This window comes from Lacinutrix sp. WUR7, from assembly GCF_016864015.1.
In the GTDB taxonomy this organism is placed as follows: domain Bacteria; phylum Bacteroidota; class Bacteroidia; order Flavobacteriales; family Flavobacteriaceae; genus Oceanihabitans.
Map to the genome: position 1 here is coordinate 3,907,299 of NZ_CP045067.1, position 18,227 is coordinate 3,925,525.

Annotated in this window: 18 protein-coding genes and 1 tRNA gene; 10 read left to right on the top strand and 9 right to left on the bottom strand. The window is 32.9% G+C overall.

The features are described from left to right. Positions 1 to 164 precede the first annotated feature (164 nt). The 3 genes from FG167_RS17015 to bshB1 all read right to left on the bottom strand — a co-directional run bounded on the left by FG167_RS17015 (position 165) and on the right by bshB1 (position 1,807). Entirely contained in the window at positions 165 to 644 is a 480-nt protein-coding gene (locus FG167_RS17015) for a hypothetical protein (RefSeq protein WP_203459407.1), read from the bottom strand. An 86-nt stretch (positions 645 to 730) separates the two neighbouring features. Next, positions 731 to 806 (bottom strand) — tRNA-His (locus tag FG167_RS17020). Positions 807 to 1,090: 284 nt separating this feature from the next. Continuing rightward, complete coding sequence (gene bshB1, locus FG167_RS17025; protein WP_203459408.1) at positions 1,091 to 1,807, bottom strand: bacillithiol biosynthesis deacetylase BshB1; 717 nt, start codon at positions 1,805 to 1,807, stop codon at positions 1,091 to 1,093. A gap of 238 nt (positions 1,808 to 2,045) precedes the next feature. Here bshB1 and FG167_RS17030 point away from each other — a divergent pair, with 238 nt between their 5' ends. The 3 genes from FG167_RS17030 to FG167_RS17040 are packed head-to-tail and all read left to right on the top strand — an operon-like array spanning position 2,046 to position 6,287. Further along, positions 2,046 to 3,875, top strand: coding sequence for an SLC13 family permease (locus FG167_RS17030; protein ID WP_239004416.1), 1,830 nt, complete (start codon positions 2,046 to 2,048; stop codon positions 3,873 to 3,875). A gap of 39 nt (positions 3,876 to 3,914) precedes the next feature. Continuing rightward, on the top strand, positions 3,915 to 5,525 hold the full coding sequence (gene pckA, locus FG167_RS17035; RefSeq protein WP_203459410.1) for a phosphoenolpyruvate carboxykinase (ATP): 1,611 nt from the start codon (positions 3,915 to 3,917) through the stop codon (positions 5,523 to 5,525). Positions 5,526 to 5,576: 51 nt separating this feature from the next. After that, on the top strand, positions 5,577 to 6,287 hold the full coding sequence (locus FG167_RS17040) for a DUF2490 domain-containing protein (RefSeq protein WP_203459411.1): 711 nt from the start codon (positions 5,577 to 5,579) through the stop codon (positions 6,285 to 6,287). Positions 6,288 to 6,300: 13 nt separating this feature from the next. Here the strand turns inward: FG167_RS17040 and rlmF are convergent, their stop codons facing one another. The 3 genes from rlmF to FG167_RS17055 form a co-directional block, all read right to left on the bottom strand. Further along, positions 6,301 to 7,191, bottom strand: coding sequence for a 23S rRNA (adenine(1618)-N(6))-methyltransferase RlmF (gene rlmF / locus FG167_RS17045; protein WP_203459412.1), 891 nt, complete (start codon positions 7,189 to 7,191; stop codon positions 6,301 to 6,303). Further along, entirely contained in the window at positions 7,184 to 8,341 is a 1,158-nt protein-coding gene (locus FG167_RS17050; protein WP_203459413.1) for a PLP-dependent aspartate aminotransferase family protein, read from the bottom strand. Before FG167_RS17050 ends, rlmF begins: the two co-directional genes overlap by 8 nt. Before the next feature lie 100 nt (positions 8,342 to 8,441). Then, complete coding sequence (locus tag FG167_RS17055) at positions 8,442 to 8,597, bottom strand: hypothetical protein (protein ID WP_203459414.1); 156 nt, start codon at positions 8,595 to 8,597, stop codon at positions 8,442 to 8,444. Positions 8,598 to 8,671: 74 nt separating this feature from the next. Here FG167_RS17055 and FG167_RS17060 point away from each other — a divergent pair, with 74 nt between their 5' ends. Further along, positions 8,672 to 9,256 carry a pseudouridine synthase gene (locus FG167_RS17060; protein WP_370568428.1) on the top strand — a complete coding sequence of 195 codons (585 nt, stop codon included), beginning with the start codon at positions 8,672 to 8,674 and terminating at the stop codon, positions 9,254 to 9,256. A gap of 213 nt (positions 9,257 to 9,469) precedes the next feature. After that, entirely contained in the window at positions 9,470 to 9,850 is a 381-nt protein-coding gene (locus FG167_RS17065) for a hypothetical protein (RefSeq protein ID WP_055443487.1), read from the top strand. Here FG167_RS17065 and mscL read toward each other — a convergent pair. The 3 genes from mscL to FG167_RS17080 all read right to left on the bottom strand — a co-directional run bounded on the left by mscL (position 9,847) and on the right by FG167_RS17080 (position 14,557). Next, positions 9,847 to 10,293 (bottom strand): large conductance mechanosensitive channel protein MscL, encoded by a 447-nt coding sequence (mscL, locus tag FG167_RS17070; RefSeq protein ID WP_203459415.1) that lies wholly within the window; start codon positions 10,291 to 10,293, stop codon positions 9,847 to 9,849. The genes FG167_RS17065 and mscL overlap by 4 nt on opposite strands. A 405-nt stretch (positions 10,294 to 10,698) precedes the next feature. Further along, positions 10,699 to 13,872, bottom strand: a complete 3,174-nt coding sequence (gene ccsB / locus FG167_RS17075) for a c-type cytochrome biogenesis protein CcsB (RefSeq protein ID WP_203459416.1) — start codon at positions 13,870 to 13,872, stop codon at positions 10,699 to 10,701. Between the two features lie 280 nt (positions 13,873 to 14,152). Then, the gene (locus FG167_RS17080; RefSeq protein WP_203459417.1) at positions 14,153 to 14,557 is read right to left on the bottom strand and encodes a group III truncated hemoglobin; all 405 of its coding nucleotides are present in this window, start codon (positions 14,555 to 14,557) and stop codon (positions 14,153 to 14,155) included. A gap of 83 nt (positions 14,558 to 14,640) precedes the next feature. Here FG167_RS17080 and FG167_RS17085 point away from each other — a divergent pair, with 83 nt between their 5' ends. The 5 genes from FG167_RS17085 to FG167_RS17105 all read left to right on the top strand — a co-directional run bounded on the left by FG167_RS17085 (position 14,641) and on the right by FG167_RS17105 (position 18,177). Further along, a complete protein-coding gene (locus FG167_RS17085; RefSeq protein ID WP_203459418.1) occupies positions 14,641 to 15,435 on the top strand; it encodes a Rossmann-like and DUF2520 domain-containing protein in 795 nt (264 codons plus the stop codon). A 5-nt stretch (positions 15,436 to 15,440) separates the two neighbouring features. After that, positions 15,441 to 15,971 carry an HAD family hydrolase gene (locus FG167_RS17090; protein ID WP_203459419.1) on the top strand — a complete coding sequence of 177 codons (531 nt, stop codon included), beginning with the start codon at positions 15,441 to 15,443 and terminating at the stop codon, positions 15,969 to 15,971. Positions 15,972 to 16,071: 100 nt separating this feature from the next. Next, positions 16,072 to 16,986 carry a geranylgeranylglycerol-phosphate geranylgeranyltransferase gene (locus tag FG167_RS17095; RefSeq protein WP_203459420.1) on the top strand — a complete coding sequence of 305 codons (915 nt, stop codon included), beginning with the start codon at positions 16,072 to 16,074 and terminating at the stop codon, positions 16,984 to 16,986. Then, positions 16,986 to 17,573 (top strand): Maf-like protein, encoded by a 588-nt coding sequence (locus FG167_RS17100; RefSeq protein ID WP_203459421.1) that lies wholly within the window; start codon positions 16,986 to 16,988, stop codon positions 17,571 to 17,573. Before FG167_RS17095 ends, FG167_RS17100 begins: the two co-directional genes overlap by 1 nt. Positions 17,574 to 17,631: 58 nt before the next feature. Next, the gene (locus FG167_RS17105; protein ID WP_055443494.1) at positions 17,632 to 18,177 is read left to right on the top strand and encodes a mechanosensitive ion channel family protein; all 546 of its coding nucleotides are present in this window, start codon (positions 17,632 to 17,634) and stop codon (positions 18,175 to 18,177) included. Positions 18,178 to 18,227 lie beyond the last annotated feature (50 nt).

Sequence of the window (18,227 nt, forward strand, 5' to 3'; positions counted from 1 at the left end):
GTTCACTACTACGCTAAAAAAAAGCTACGTAGCACCGCGCTATCCACTATATCTTTTTACAAAAAAGCAAAAAAGGATGCCGTTACTATCGCTAACGCAAAAAAAAAGAGTTATAAAATTTTATTTTATAACTCTTTTTTTTTACCTGTCTCTTTTTACAAAAACTAAAAGCGCATAGCCAAACCAATTCCGGTACCATTGGCTATAACTTGATATTCTGGTTTAAACGTTTTATAAGACGTGGCATTTAAAGTCGCATTATATAACTCCACCGCTTTATTCGCATCTTTATTAGCACTAGACCCAAGAGGAATTGCAACAATAGCCAATCCTGCTCCTATTCCTGCAAGCACCCAATTAGGATCACCTCCACTAATGGCTTCTCCAATTGGCCACCCAATTAAAGCTCCACCAGAAAAACTAATAACCGTAGCAAAAATACTTTTCGACTTCGCACTTCGTACTAAATGTAAAACTTCGGCATTCGTTTCTACTTTTTCAATTAATTCGTTAAGCGCTAATTTATTTCCATCCTCATAAAATGTATATCCAGTAAACGAATGTCTTTTAAAAGTCATTTCCTGCGCGTTACAAAAGGAAGCGACTATAAGAGTTAGAACTAAGAGTACCGTTGTTTTCTTCATGGTATGTAAATTTTTAATAGTTAATAAAAAAAAGGAATCTATATATACAAAAAAAGCTCCTCTTAAAAAGAGAAGCTTTTGCTTTTGGGTGAAAGACGGGATTCGAACCCGCGACCCTCGGTACCACAAACCGATGCTCTAACCAACTGAGCTACAATCACCATGTTGTTTTATTTTAAAACTTTAAAAAAGTTTCTCTAAAGGAACGCTCTAACCAACAAGGGTTAATAAGCAACCGTTTTATTATCCAACTTTAAACAGTTTTCTAAAAGGAACACTCTAATCCACAAAGATTAATAAGCAACCATTTTATTTTCAAACTTTAAAAGCTTTCCAAAAGGACGTTCTAACTAACTAGTGAAGAACTACCTTAAGACATTCTTTAAGAATGCGAGTGCAAATGTAAATTATTTAGTAATTACTGCAAAGATTTTTTTGCAAAATTTTTACTTTAAATCAAACAAACTTTCTACGGCTGCATAACGCTCTGTAGTAAAGCCTTCTGCATGGGTTACTCCAATCAATCTTCCTAGGTCTCTAGCTCTATAATCTACACTATCTGTAAAATTCTTACTCGAAATAGGCGTTTCAGGCTCTTTACTATTCGCATCAAAAAACTGTGTTTGGTAAGCCAGAACAGATGCCATCTTGGTTTCTATAGATCCAGAAATATCTACCACAAAGTCAGGTTCAATATTTTTCCATTGTATATAATGGTATACTTGCTTTGGCCTCCACTGCTCTTGCAGGCTTCCTTCTACTTCGGTTTCAATCTTTATTAATCCGCTTAAAAAGCAAGCATCACTCACTAACTGACTTCCCTTACCGTGATCTATATGCCTATCATCAATAGCATTACATAAAATAATTTCTGGCTGATACTTACGTATCATCTTTATAATCTCTAATTGATGTTGTCGGTTATTAATAAAAAAACCATCCGCAAAACCAAGATTTTCACGTACAGCAACTCCTAAAATCTTAGCCGCATTTGTAGCTTCTTGTTTTCTAGTTGCCGCAGTACCACGAGTTCCTAGTTCGCCTCGCGTTAAATCTATAATACCAACCTTTTTTCCGTTTTTAATTTCTTTTACTATAGTACCACCACAACCTAATTCTACATCATCTGGATGTGCACCAAAGGCTAATATATCTAGTTTCATATGTGTTTTTCGTTTTTCTGAATATCAAAAATATTAAAAAGAAGACAGATAACCGCTTTCTTTTTAACTAGCAATCATTATTGTTTGAAATAAATTAAAGAATTCTTAATAAAGAATAGTCAAAATTATAAAATTTGCAATACTTCGAAGTATGATAATAGTCATAAATATTACTTCCTAATGACTATACCTTTATTCCATAATTAAATACAATGAATTTTTAGTAATTATGACTTTAATGATAGCAATTCTTATTATCACCATCGCCTTATTTATTTGGGGCAAATTTACACCAGATATTATCGCATTACTATCAATGTTAAGTTTATTTCTTTTTGGGATTTTAAACTTAACAGAAACACTAAGCGGTTTTAGTAATCCAACTGTTATTATGATTGCTGCTTTATTTATTATTGGAGAAGGATTATCGCAAACTGGCTGGACAGCTTTGGCTGGTGAAAAATTTATAAAAATGGCTGGTAAAAGTAAAACGAAACTTTTACTAATAACCACATTAGGTTCTGGACTACTTTCTGGAGTAGTAAGTAATACAGGAACAGTAGCAACACTAATGCCAGTAACCATCGCTTCTGCTTGGAGTATTGGAACATTGCCCTCTAAATTATTAATGCCCGTTGCCTTTGGCTCTAATACCGGAGGCTTATTAACACTAACAGGAACGCCTCCTAATATTATAGTAAATAACGCCATGATAGAAAGTGGACTTGAAGGTTTCTCTTTCTTTGAATTTAGTTTAATAGGTATTCCGTTATTACTAATAACTCTTCTCTATTTTAAATTTATCGGACATAGACTTTTACCTGATAACAAAACGAATAATAAACCTGTAGATATAAGTAATACGCTTCATAAATGGATTGAAGCTTATCAAGTAGATGGTGAATACTATAGATTAAGAGTAAGGTCTGTGTCGCCATTATTAAATACTAAATTAGGAGATTGGGATTTTGAAAATAAATATGGTGTATCTATACTTCGTATTAAGAGAAGACACCCTAACCGTCTTAAAGGAAAGGACCCTTATATTGAACTTCCAACAGAGGATACAAAATTCTTGTATCATGATATCATAACAGTAAAGGGAGAAACGCAGGCTATAAATGCATTAATGATTAGTTTAAGACTAGGGCTTTTACCTTTAAAACCTATTGCAAATGAGCTAAGAACCAACCTCATTAATAGAGAAGTTGGTATGACGGAAATATTGGTAACACCTCAATCTTCTTTAGTTGGAAAACAAATAAAATCTATTCACTTTTTTGATAGATATAATGTACAATTAATGGCTGCTTCACGCAACTCAAAACCGCTAACAGAACGAGAAATTACAGTAAGAGCGGGGGATTCTTTTTTAATTAGAGGAGAATGGAGTGCTATTGACGATTTAAAAAAACATCATGAACATATCGTAATTTGTGGCAGTCCGGAAGGCATGGTTAAGACCGTAACTAATATTACCCTTAAATCTTATATCGCATTATTATCTTTAATATTAATGATTGTTTTATTGGTATTTAAACTTGTACCTGGATCGATTGCGGCATTAATTTCTGCCGGCATTGTATTAATCACTGGCTGTGTTCCAATGGCTAAAGCATATAAAGGTATTAGTTGGGTGAGTGTTATTATGATTGCTGCTATGATACCTATGGGAGTTGCTTTACAAAAAACAGGAACGGCAGAGCTAATAGCCAATGGACTTGTTAACACTTTAGGAGCTTTACATCCTATTGTACTACTAGGAGGTATTTTTCTATTAACCACATCCTTTAGTCAGGTTATTAATAATTCAGCTACAGCTGTATTAATGGCACCTATAGCAATTCTTACCGCAAATTCTCTAAACCTTTCTGCTGCTCCCTTTATGATTATAGTAGCTATTAGTGCATCCACCGCATTTCTAACTCCTGTTGGCACAACAACAAATGCTATGGTAATGACAGCTGGTGGATATAAATTTATGGATTACTTAAAAGTAGGAGCTCCATTGCTGCTACTCTTCTTAATAACATCATTAATACTAGTGCCATTATTTTGGCCTTTTTAACATTTTTACATCTGGAACAATACATTAAAACAACCGATTATGAAAACAAGAGATCTAACAAAGTACGGAATTAAAGACACCAATGCACATTGGAATCTTTCCCCTGAAAAATTACAAGCCATTACTATTGAAAAAGGAATGGGTAAAGAAACTGCTAACGGGACATTAGCTATTAACACTGGAAAATATACGGGACGCTCACCTCAAGATCGATTTATTGTAAAAGATGATTATACAAAAAATCGCGTTTGGTGGGGAAAAACAAACAAACCAATCTCTCCTGAAAATTTTGAATATTTACAATCTGAAATCACAAAATATCTCAGCGGTAAAGAAATCTATGTAAGAGATGCTTATGTATGTGCAGATCCAGAATACAAAACAAATGTGAGAACCGTTACCGAATATCCTTGGTCAAACATGTTTGCCTACAATATGTTTTTACGTTCTGAGGAGTCTGAATTAGAAAATTTCAAAGAAGATTGGTTAGTACTTTGTGCTCCTGGTTACGAAGCAAAAGACCCCAAATCTGTTGGATTACGTCAAGGTAATTTTTCAGTACTTAATTTTTCAAAAAAAATAGCTTTAATTGGAGGATCTGGATATACTGGAGAAATAAAGAAAGGTATTTTCTCTTCTTTAAACTTTATTCTTCCTGTTGAAAAGGACGTTTTACCAATGCACTGTTCTGCTAATGTTGGAGAAGCTGGTGATACTGCTATATTCTTTGGATTATCTGGCACAGGGAAAACAACGTTATCTGCAGACCCTTATCGTAAACTAATTGGTGATGATGAGCATGGCTGGACAGCAGATAATAACATCTTTAATTTTGAAGGCGGATGTTATGCTAAAGTTATTGATCTTTCCGAAGAAAAAGAACCAGATATTTTTAGAGCTATTAAACCAGGAGCTATTCTTGAAAATGTAGTTTTTAAAGACAATGGTGAAATTGACTATATGGACAGTAGTATTACACAAAATACACGTGTAAGTTACCCTATTTATCATATTGATAATATTCAAAAACCATCCTACGCTAAGAATCCTACAAATATATTTTTCCTTACAGCGGATGCTTTTGGAGTATTACCTCCAGTATCTAAATTAACTCCAGGCCAAGCAGCATATCACTTTATTTCAGGATATACCGCTAAAGTTGCAGGAACAGAAGCTGGTATCACAGAACCTGTACCTTCTTTCTCTGCGTGTTTTGGAGAACCATTTATGCCATTACACCCAACAGTATATGCTGAAATGCTAAGCAAAAAAATGCAAGATGCTGGCGTTAACGTTTGGCTAATAAATACAGGCTGGAGTGGCGGTCCTTACGGCGTTGGTTCTCGTATTAAATTAAAATACACTAGAGCTATGATTACTGCAATCCTAAATGGAGATCTAGATAATGTAGATTATTCTCAACATCCCATATTTGGATTATTCATGCCAAAATCGTGTCCGAATGTACCTGTAGAATTATTAGACCCAATGAATACTTGGACTGACAAAGGAGCTTATATCAGCAAATCGATTCAATTAGCACATTCATTCCATTTAAATTTTGAAAAATTTGCGAGTGAAGCTTCCGAACAAATAATTGAAGGAGGTCCATTAATTGATGAACACCATCACTTAAAAGAACATATTTAATATTATGATAACTAAAAAGAGCCCAGAAATGGGCTTTTTTATTTTTTTTCCATGATTATAAAAACCACCCTATTCGTACTACTTTTTTCCTTATTCGTTCCAGCACAATTGTTTCCTCAAAAAACTTCTGAAGACTACTTAGGTTCTTGGTATACGCTAGGAATTAACCATAGATTCACAGAAAAAATTAGTGTAACCACATATGCCGAGCTACGGTTCTATGAACCTATATCCAATTATAATTTAATTTTCACTAGCCTTTCCGGAAATTACCATCTTAAACAGAATAAAACCCTTAGTATTGCATATGCGTACTTAGATATTGATAGTGTTTTTGACGAAGACAATCGTCCCAATACAACAGAAAATAGAATCTATGAACAATACAATTATAAGCATAAACTTGGTGCTTTTAATGTACAGCATCGCTTTAGACTAGAGCAACGCTTTTTGCAATTAGCTGATAAAAACGAATTGCAAAATAGATTACGTTATCGATTTAGTTTAAAATATAACATCAATAAAACGCTATTCCTTGGTATAAAAGAAGAACCTTTTATTAATTTTCAGGATCAAGCTTTTCATGAAAATCGTTTTTTCATTGGAGCTGGTTTTCACCTGTTTAAACACACACAACTACAGATGGATTATTTAAAACATCATATTAGAAAAAAGAATTTTAATCGTATTCAAATAGGAATTAGTATCCTAACCGATTACAGAAAATCTAAATCTCACGTTAATCAACAAAAGCTTCATTAACTTGTTGTTCTAACTACAACAACCAGTCTTTTTTATCTTCTTCCGTTAAAAAAGTCCAAGCCACTACTCTACTTATTTTATTACCAAGCTGCATATTAATCACCTTTACTTCTGTTGCTCCTAATTTCTTAAGTGATTTCTGCATCGATTTCACCAAGGATTTATTAGAAACTAAACTTGTAAACCAAAAGCAATTGTTTTTATGCAAAGAACTTTCATACAAATAGGTATGTAAAAAAGCTTTTTCGCCTCCTGTAAACCAAAGTTCACTTGCTGTTCCACTAAAATTTCTAACTAGTTGTTTTCCTTCATTCCCTAAGCCTTTCAACTTACGTTGTGTTGCTTCCAAAGCCTCTTCTTCGTCTTTATAAAAAGGAGGATTACACATACTAACCATAAAAGTGTCTTTGGAATTTACTATTCCATTTAAGACGTGAGCCTTTTCCTTTTGTAAACGCAAGGAGATGTCATCCTGCAACTTATTTTTGTCTATAATTTTTTGTGCGTTTTTCAAGGAAGCGCTTTCTACATCTGTTCCAACAAAATGCCAATTATATTCCGCAAAACCGAGCAAAGGATAAATACAAGTTGCTCCTGTACCAATATCTAACGCCTGAATTTTATTTTTAAAAGAATATGGTTTTAAAAGGGTTGCTAAATGATGTATATAATCTACACGACCAGGGATTGGCGGACATAAATGCGCATCTGCAAACTCCCAATAATCTATATTATAATAACTTTTAAGTAATGCTTTATTCAGTATTTTTACTCCTTCCGGATTCGCGAAATCAATCGTTTGTGTTCCGTGGGTATTAGTAAAGACAAAAGGTTCTAGTTTTGGAAACTCCTTCAATAGTGTTTCAAAATCGTACCCTTTACTATGTTTGTTTTTTTTATGCATTTTTTGTTTTGTTTATAGCTTGTTCGATATCCGCTATCAAATCTTTTTTAGATTCGATTCCAACAGAAAAACGAATCAGTCCATCTTTTATTCCTTGTTCTTTTCTAGCTTCGGCAGTTAATAAAGAATGGGAGGTTTTAGAAGGCAATAGCATGGTACTTTCTATTCCTGCCAAACTCATAGAAGGTTTTATAAGCGATAATGCTTTTAAAAACGCTTCTGCATCTATGTCTTTTTTTAATTCGAAAGAAAGCATTGCACCAAAACCTTTCATTTGTTTTTTTGCTAACGCATGATTTTCATGGCTCTTTAAACCTGGATAATATACTTTTTCAATGGCTTTATGTGCATCTAAAAACTTGGCTAATTTTCTTGCATTTCGTTGTTGCGCTTTTACACGAATTGCTAAGGTTTTCATACTTCGTTCTAGCATCCAAACAGTAAAATCACTCAGACTTCCGCCAAGTGCAATTCCAGTTTGCCAAATGGTATCTATATGCGCTTGGGTACTTGCAACTGCTCCAGCACAAATATCACTATGACCGCCAAAATACTTGGTTGCACTATGCAAAACAATGTCGATTCCAAAATCAATTGGGTTTTGTATAATAGGACTAGCAAAAGTATTATCGATTACAGATAATAAATTTTCCGACTTTGCTAAAGTTGCTACTGCTTTCATATCTACTAATTTTAAAAGCGGATTAGAAGGTGTTTCAATATAAATAAGTTTGGTGTTTGGCTGTATACACGCTGCAAACGAAGTGATTTTTAAATCTTTCGTAAAAGTGAATGCGATATTATAACTCTCAAAATGCTTTTCAATCAGGTTTCTTGTTCCTCCATAAATATCATTTTGTACCACCACATGATCTCCAGCCTTCAAAAAAGCAAGCAGAACGGTACTAATAGCAGCCATTCCAGATCCAAAAATCATAGCAGCTTCTGTATGTTCTAAAGCAGCAATTTTCTTGGATAAATAATCTTGATTTGGTGTATTGAAATATCTCGGATAACGCTTAACATCCACATCCATAAACTCATACGAAGTAGACATAAACATTGGCGAGACAGCTCCTTTAAACTGTTCATCTGGCGTTTCACCAACATGCGTACAAATGGTATTGATTCCTAACTTTTTATTTTGCATAATAATAGTACTTTTTAGTGCTATAAAGTTATGGAAAAATTGTGTTAAACAACGGGATAAAACAACTCCTTATTTATAATGGTATAAACAGAAAAACACTTTAATCTGCGTTTCCCTCTTTAGCACGTTGTACTATTTCTTTTAAACGTTCTTTACGTAAAGCTTTTTCTGCTTTTTGTTTATTCACTTTTCTAGCGATAAGCTTGGAATGCTTCGCTTTATTTTTCGTGTTTTTTTGTCCTTTAGGTTTTGGCATGTGTAAATTTAAAATAATTTTTAATTTAAGTATTATAAATAAAGTAACTAAATTGCTTTTTATAGAAAACTACTATTATTTTGAATGCATTAATCCAACATCACCACTTTATACTACATAAACCTTATGGCTATTTAAGTCAGTTAATAAACAACCAAAATAAAAGGAAGAATAAACGCTTACTAGGCGAATTATACGATTTTCCAGAAGGCACTATGGCCATTGGTAGATTAGACGAAAACTCAGAAGGCTTATTATTTTTAACTACTAACGGAAAAGTAAGTGAAACCATCCGAAGCGCTAAAGTTGAAAAAGAATATTTCGCTCAAGTAGACGGCATAATTACGGAGCAAGCAATGCAACAGCTACAAGAAGGAGTGAAAATTGGAATAAACGGCACAAAATACACTACCAAACCCTGTAAAGTAAGGGCTGTAATTACTGTAGACGACTTTCCTTTTGCAGATAGAAAAGTTAGAGATGCGCGACACGGACCAATGTCTTGGGTTTCTATAACGTTAACAGAAGGTAAGTTTAGACAAGTCCGAAAAATGACTGCAGCTGTTGGATATCCAACCTTGCGTTTAGTAAGAGTACGAATTGGTGATATATTACTAAAATTAAAGTCAGGAGAAATAGAAAAAATAAATGCTTTTTAGTCTCTCATTTGCTACTTCGTAACTTTTTAAATCTATTGGAATAATAAGCACATACTACTCTAAAAATTAAAGTTTTAACCATTATTTTAATTGTTTTCACTTTCATTTCCGACAAAAAACAAAACCTTAAACACCTGTTTACTAATAGTTTACATTTTAATATTTTTATTATACATTAGGTATTATTTATTATTTTTTTGTATCTTGCACGTTATGACAGCAGCAGACAAACAAGTAAATTTAGAATTTTTAAAAGAGAGTATTTTATATCTAGAAAACAAAGGCTTTGATAATATTCAAGCAGATGTTGAAGGTTATGAAACACCAAAATCTTATACTAAAAAAAGTAAAGGTGTTGATTCTTCCATAACTCCTGACATTGTAGCAGAAAAAGCCGGAAGAAAGCACTATTTTGAAATTGGTTTAAAAAGTGAAGAACCTACACTTTTAAAATCTAAATGGCGTTTCTTAGATGTTTTATCTAGAATGAAAGACGATAGATTTAAAGTAATTACACGTCGTGGTCATTACAAGTTTACACAAGATATGCTTGATGATCTTAACTTAGACAAAGAGCCAATTAAATTACCTTAATTTTTAGTAGCTTTTAGTAATTTATTTTGTTCCTCCATTAAATCATTGAGCTTTGCTAAAAGCTCAATATCTTTGGGAGTAGCCACAGTTGTGTCTTTTTCATCGTGCGCCTTTGTGCGCAATCGATTCATTGCTTTTACAACCAAGAACACCGTTAATCCAACGATTAAAAAATCAAGAGAGACTTCTAAGAAAGTTCCGTACTCTATAACAACTTCTTTGGTAGTCGCCACACCTTCACTATTATTTACAGCATCACGAAGTATATATTTTTTATCCTGAAAATTTAAGCCATCGGTCATTAAAGACAAAGGTGGCATCATTACCTTTTTTACTAATACATCTATTACCTTATTAAAAGATGCACCAATAATGATACCGATTGCCATATCCATCATATTTCCTTTTACAGCAAACTCCTTAAACTCTTTTAAAAATTTCATCTTTCTATTATTTAAAGCTGCAAATATATTCATTTAGAACAGAAACAAATCCATTCCTTTTAAATAAAAAAAACAGAACTCCCCTATACCAAACCATTCTGTGGTTTCATAAAGCGATTTATTAAGACATAAAAACTATTGAAAAATCACAGAATCGGATCTCATATTAAAAAGACATTATAGACCGTTGTTATACCTTCACCGATGCTAAATTAAAGATATGCGCATAACTATTAATACGCTAGCAACCAATCTATTAACATTTTAACGAACACTTCTTATTTCTACAAATAAAGTAAAAACTTAAAATCAACTATCCAAATATGGGGTAGTACAGCAAGCCATACTACCCCATATTTAAATGAAATAAACCGAAGAAAGGCAAGTCCTTAACTACACTTAACGCTATTTCTTATAAAACTTAGCATACTTTCTATAGGCAAAGAAACCAAGCAAAGTAACAATAGCACATGAGATTCCTATAATTTTAACGCTCATCACCTGATCTCCACTTGCATAAGAGTGTAATCCTGCAAGATAAAAGTTCACTCCAAAATAGGTCATCATTATACTAGCAAAAGCTATTATCGACATCAAGTTAAAGCCAAAACGACCACGAAGTCCAGGAACTATACGCATGTGTAACACAAACGCATACACCATAATACTAATTAAAGCCCAAGTTTCTTTAGGGTCCCAACCCCAATATCTTCCCCAACTTTCGTTTGCCCACATACCACCAAGAAAGTTTCCTATGGTAAGCATGACTAAACCAACAGTTAAAGCCATTTCATTAATAATGGTTAACTCTTTGATGTTGATTAACATTTTCTCTTTATTCTTATCTGTAGTCGCAATCATTAAAATAAGAGAAACGATTCCTAAAATCATTCCTAAAACAAATGGCCCGTAACTTGCAACAATAATAGATACGTGTATCATTAACCAGTAACTATTTAAAACGGGTTGCAGATTTGCAATTGCAGGATCTAACCAGTTTTGATGTGCAAAGAACAAAATAATAGATGCTACAAAAGCTGTAGACGCAATAGTTAAATCACTTTTTCTACCAAAGAACAAACCAAATAACATTGCAGACCAAGCTACATATAACATAGTTTCATACGTATCACTCCAAGGTGCATGACCTGAAATATACCAACGTGTTATTAAACCAATAGTGTGGGCTATAAATAAAGCTATAATTAGCCATTTACTAATTTTTACAGCGACATCAATACCTTTTCTTTTACTACTTAATATTTGTGTTATTAAAAATACAAACATTAAGAATCCAGCCAATAGGTAATATCTATATAAATTCTTAAAAATATTGTATTTGTTATAATTAATCTCTGCGCTTATTTTATTATCGCTAAGCATTACCTCACTTCCGTATTTATGCTGTGTTTTATTAAAGGATTCTAATAATTTTTCAGCTTCGGTATAATCTCCAGATTGTTTCGCTTTATTTAAAGTAAATAGATATGCTGAAAACCCAGAATTCACAAAGTTTCCGTAAAGGGAATCTGTAATCTTTTCTTTATAACCTTCCTTTCTATATTCTAAAGGAGAGATCCATTTATTATTGTCGTCTTCAGGTACAGGAAATATTTTTAATGTTAACCCTTCAATCGCATTCGACAAAACAGTGGCACGTTGATCTGCTAACTTTAATTCTTTTTGATACCCGTTTGGTGATTTCGTTTTATACGCATCTTCTAAATACGGATTCAACTTATAACTTAAGTTTTCGTCAAAGAAATCTACAATAGTTGCATAATTTTTCTCCTTCGGAATACCTAAAATCGTTTTAAGCGAATCTGTTTTCATCGCCTTTAGGTATATAATAGGGACATTATACCAAAGTAACGGACTCTCGCTTATAGAAAGTAATATTTGATTAGGTGTTAATCCTGCATAGGTTTCACTATGGTGTATTTTTCTAACTAACTCCGATGCGTATGTATTCATAGGCATCATACGCCCACTTAAATCCTGAATAACTAATCGTCCAAATTTATCTGCATGTTCTTTTGGTGTCGCATTAGCAATCAAAATAGAATCTATTTGTGCTGGAGTTGGTGCTTGATGCTGTTCTTCCTGTGCAAAAGTCTGCATAGCGAAACACAGAAATACTACGGAAAGCAACTTTGCTTTTTTAACTTTAATCTTATCCAAATGCCTTCTTAAATCTCCAAATCTAGATCCTTTGGAAAAGAATATTGCTATCATACCAAAATATAGTAAAAAGTAACCAATATAGGTAATCCAAGTTCCCCAAAAATCATGATTTACAGAAAGTATAGTTCCTTTTTCATCTGGATCAAAGTTCGATTGAAAAAACTTATAACCACCATGATTTAGAATATTGTTCATATAAATTCTATAATCAAAATCGCCTTCTTTTTCATCTAAAACAGTTACTTCACTAGCATAAGAAGAATAACTTCTTTCTGTACCAGGATAACGTTCTGCAATAAAATCGTTTAGCTTTATACTAAAAGGAAGCTCTAAAACTTTTGCTCCATAACGAAACGCAAAGTCCAAACCACCAATTTTAACTTGTTTAAATGCATTGTTTTTATATGGACCTCCAAGAAGTCCTACTCTTTTTGTTTCCCCATTTGCAGTTACTTTTAAAACAATACCGTCTTCGTCACCTTTAAACATTTCCGACTTCTTTACAATATCAAATTCCCCCTTCACCACTGGCTTAGGAAAAACCATTTGCATACTACCAATTACATAACGAGAACGTAAAACTAATGGTTGTAAACTGTCCTTTATCAAGCTTCCTGATTCCATGGTTGCCATGGTTAGATATTCTCCTTCAAATGGAGAATGAATATTTAATCGATCACCTTCTTGTGTAATATTTATAGCACCCTTTGTAGGCTTATTTAATGCTATTAAAACATTATGAATACTTTGAACTTCTCCTGATTTTAAAAAATGATTATGAGGTCCATCACTTCCTGCTTCCACAATTTTTAGATATTCTTCTCCGGTTTCACTTGGAACAATATCTTCTTCTGCGCCACCTACAAACTTCTCTAACTCAATGCTAACCGGTTGGTTATTATAATGAGTATTTACTTCAAAACTATTTTCTAAACGTGGCGAAAAATCTACGGCACGTTCTACTGGTAATCTTTGTGGAACACCATCAATCTCGTAGTCTCCATCAATATACGTTGTTATGTATATTTTTTGCGATAAGAATTTACTTTCGGTGGCACCTTCACGAATTGGCATCATACCTTCAAAACTTGCATATCGAGTAATAAATGCTCCTAGTAGTATAAATATGAAAGACAAATGCAGCACTAAAGTTGCCCATTTTTCCTTTTTATATAAACGGAATCTGAAAATATTTCCAACAAAATTGATAACAAAAAACAGCATGATACCTTCAAACCACCACGTGTTATATATTAAATTCCTACTGTATGGCGTTGGAGAGGTATCCATTCCTGCATCCATAAAAGTACCAACAGCCATTGCTGTTGCAAATAAAATAAAAAGAATAGCAGTTAGTCTGGTTGAGAACAGAATATTGGAGAGTTTCTTTAGCATAATCACAAGCTTTTTTTTGCTCGTGCAAATTTAGGGTTTTTTGTTTATTTAAGAGTCTAAACGAAACAAATATTGTGTTAAATTATGCTTCCCTTATAACTTCGTCTGTTTTTGAAAAGAATTTACGAAACCACTCTAATCACTATAAACTTTGCCAAGTATTTTGTTCCACAGAATCACACTTCCAAAAAATCGCAAAACGTTGAAGCTTTTGACACTAATTACTAGGACTGAATACTGAGACCGAATACTGCGACTGAATACTGTGACTGAATCCTGCTTACTCCTTTCCTCGTGCAGCAAAAATATTCATATACATAAAAGTGCCCATTTTTCTGGCTCTTCGTTTTGCATTATCTGCAATTTCCCCTTCAAACATTTCGTCTAAAGTTTGATACCATAAATTTAACCAAATACCAAAGTGTAGATTATCTATAGTATGGTTAAATTTCTTGTCTACTCTAACATGTGCTTCTAACGGATTTCCACGATATTTCTTTTCTAATTTTCGAGTCATAAAAAGACTCGTTTCCCAAAAAGTAGTCAAGTGTTCCAAATGTGCTTCCCAATCTGTAATGGTTTCATTAAAAAACGGGCCAAGTGTTTCCTCTTTCCTAACTTTTTTATAAAAATTAGAAACTAACAAAAAGATATCTTCTCGCGTATTTATATCGGATTTATTCATGTTATCGAAATTAAGTCTTTATTTTGAAAAAAGGAATTAAATATTCTTAATTAGTAATTGATTATTCTTATTATTTTAGCAAAATGATTAACGTAGTATTACTTGGTGCAGGAAATGTAGCAACCCACTTATTTAAAGCTTTTACAAATGCGGAAGAAGTAACTGTAAAACAATGGTATAATAGAAACCTAAGAACCATTGAAAAGCATAAAAACAAAGTTGCAATTACAGATAATTTAGAGGATTTAGTAGCAGCAGACATTTACATTTTAGCCGTAAGTGACGATGCTGTCGCCGATTTATCTTCACAACTTCCGTTTGAAAACAGATTAGTGGTGCATACTTCTGGTAGTGTTAGCTTATATGCTATTGACAAAAAACACAAACGTGGTGTTTTCTATCCGTTACAAACGTTTAGCAAAGCTGCTAATGTCGATTTTTCAGATGTTCCTTTGTGTTTAGAAGCTTTAAAAAACAAAGAAGATCTTCCTATCTTGAAAAAATTAGCAAAAGCAATTGGTAGTCAACCACATAAAGTGAATAGCGATCAACGTGCTGCCTTACATTTGGCTGCTGTTTTTGTGAATAATTTCACCAATCAGATTTACAGACTAGCACATGAAATCACAGAATCTCAAGGTGCAGAATTTGAAATATTAAAACCCTTAATTAAAGAAACAGCTAGAAAGCTAGACGAAGTTTCTCCTTTTCTAGCACAAACTGGTCCTGCAAAACGCAACGACAAAAAGACAATAAAAAAACATTTAAAAGCGCTAACTGATGAACATCATAAAGACGTTTACGAGTTGCTAACTAAATCAATACAACAAACACATGGCACTTTCACTAAACCGAAAGCGAAGCCAAATAAAAAATAAATACCATGGAAGACAAAAGCTATAAAGAATACCTAAACCAAATCACTACATTTATTTTTGATGTAGACGGCGTACTTACAGACGGAACCGTAACGGTTACCACAGATGGCGAAATGCTAAGAACCATGAACATCAAAGATGGTTATGCTTTAAAAACTGCTGTAGATAAAGGGTATCATGTATGTATTATTTCTGGTGGAAGTAATGAAGGCGTTAGAAAACGTTTAGAAAACTTAGGTCTTACTGACATTTATCTTGGCGCACATAATAAAATTGAGCAGCTTAACGATTACCTAGAAAAGCATAGCTTAAAATTAGAAAATGCTTTATACATGGGAGATGACATTCCGGATTACCCAGTTATGCAATTAGTTGGCCTACCTGCTTGTCCGCAAGATGCTGTTCCAGAAATCAAAGCTATTTCGAAGTATATTTCACACAAAAACGGAGGAAAAGGTGCTGTTCGTGATGTTATTGAGCAAGTACTAAAAGTACAAGGAAAATGGAATGGTAGCTTTGATGCGAAGTATGACTAGGTTTTAGTGTTCAGCCACAGTTGCAGTGTTCCAAAAATAAAATACTCGTGTAATCCTTGTCCTTTTTTAATTATTACTTTTTAATTTTTACTTTAAATAAATGCAAAGTATTTTAAAACTCATTCGCTGGAAAAACTTAATCATGATTGCCTTGGTGCAATTATTAATTAAATATGCGCTTTTCGAGCCTTTTGGAGTAACCATTACATTAAACGGCATAGGTATTTCGGTTTTAATTTTAGCTACATTATGTTTGGCTGCTGCAGGAAACATTATAAATGACATTTATGATGTAGAAACCGACTTAGTAAACAAACCAGAACGCGTAATTGTTGGTAAAACCATTTCAGAAAAAACAGCCTATAACTTGTTTTTCGCGCTTAATATTATTGGTGTTGGACTTGGCTTTTACTTGTCGCATGTGGTTGGTAAAAGTCCGTTTTTCACCTTATTCGTGATTATTTCAGCACTACTTTACATTTATGCTTCCTATTTAAAACAACTGCCTTTTATTGGCAATATTGTGATTTCTGCTTTAGTCGCTTTAAGCTTAATTATTGTCAGTATTTTTGATTTACTTCCTGCGATTACCCCTTCCAATAAAGAAGCTCAATTAACTTTTTTTAAAATTGTTCTAGACTACGCTCTTTTCGCATTTATTATAAATCTTATTCGCGAAATGGTTAAAGACATGGAAGATATTGATGGAGATTACAAAGCACAGATGAACACATTGCCCATTGCTATTGGAAGAGATCGAGCGAATAAAATCATCTTTATTCTTTCATTAATCCCTATAGTTGCTGTTATATTTTACATCACTAATTTTTTATATAAACAAGAAATTGCTGTTGCTTACTTCCTAATACTCGTAGTAGCTCCCCTGATTTATATTAGTATAAAACTGTTTTCAGCAAAAACAAAAAAAGAATATTCACATATTAGTATTATATTAAAACTTGTTATGCTTTTCGGAATGCTTTCCATGCTACTTTATCCTTTAATTTTAAAATAATGCTAAAAGAAAAACTTAAAAATTACAATCTGATTCTTGCTTCTGCTTCACCTAGAAGACAGAAATTTTTCTCAGATCTAGATCTAGATTTTACTATTCAATTAAAACCCGTTGTTGAAGAATACCCTAAGAAACTTCGTCATTTTGAAATCACAGATTATCTAGCACAACTAAAGGCCCTTCCTTTTAAAGCCGATTTACAAGCCAAAAATATTTTGGTAACTAGTGATACTATTGTTTGGCAAAACGAAAAAGCATTAGGAAAACCTAGAGATAGAGACGAAGCTTTTCAAATATTAAAAGCCTTAAGCAATGCAACACATGAAGTTATTACATCCGTTTGTTTTACGACTACAAATTCGCAAAAAACAGTAAGTAATGTTACTAAAGTTACCTTTAAAGAATTAACCGATGACGAAATTAATTACTATCTAGACCATTATAAACCTTATGATAAAGCTGGTGCTTACGGCATACAAGACTGGATTGGCTATATCGCAATTACTAAAATTGAAGGTTCTCATTATAATGTGATGGGTTTACCCCTTCATTTAGTGTATCAAACATTATTAGAAATTGTAAACTAACCGCTTTTTTTGTTTTTAAGAACGAAATCTAATTTATCTTTGTGCTTTAATAAAGTTTATGAAAGATTTTTTTACCACATATAACGACCAATTAATTAATTCCTTAATTCTATTAGGAGTCTTTATAATTATTTGGATGATTCAGAAAATTTCTATTCGTAAAATCGGAAGAAAATCTGGCATCAATGATGCGCGTATTCATTTAATTATTAGATATTCTTCGGTTACATTATTCTTTGTTTTCGCACTTATTTTAGCTTTTATTTTTGGTGCGCAATTAGAAGAACTGGCACTAGTATTTTCTTCTGTTTTTGCAGTTATTGGTATTGCTTTATTTGCAATTTGGTCTATTTTAAGCAATATTACTTCTGGAGTAATTATGTTTTTCTCTTTTCCGTATAAAGTAGGTGATAAAATTCAAATACACGATAAAGATTTTCCAATAGTAGCCATTATTGAAGACATTAGAGCGTTTCAATTACACCTTAGACAAGACAATGGTGATTTGGTAACGTACCCTAATAATCTCATTTTGCAGAAGGCCGTTACCCTATTACAAAAAGATGCTATTGAAGATTTTGAACACGGCTCTGACCTTATCTAAATATTAAGTTAAATAAACATTAAAACCCGTTCTTACGCTCGTATCTTTTT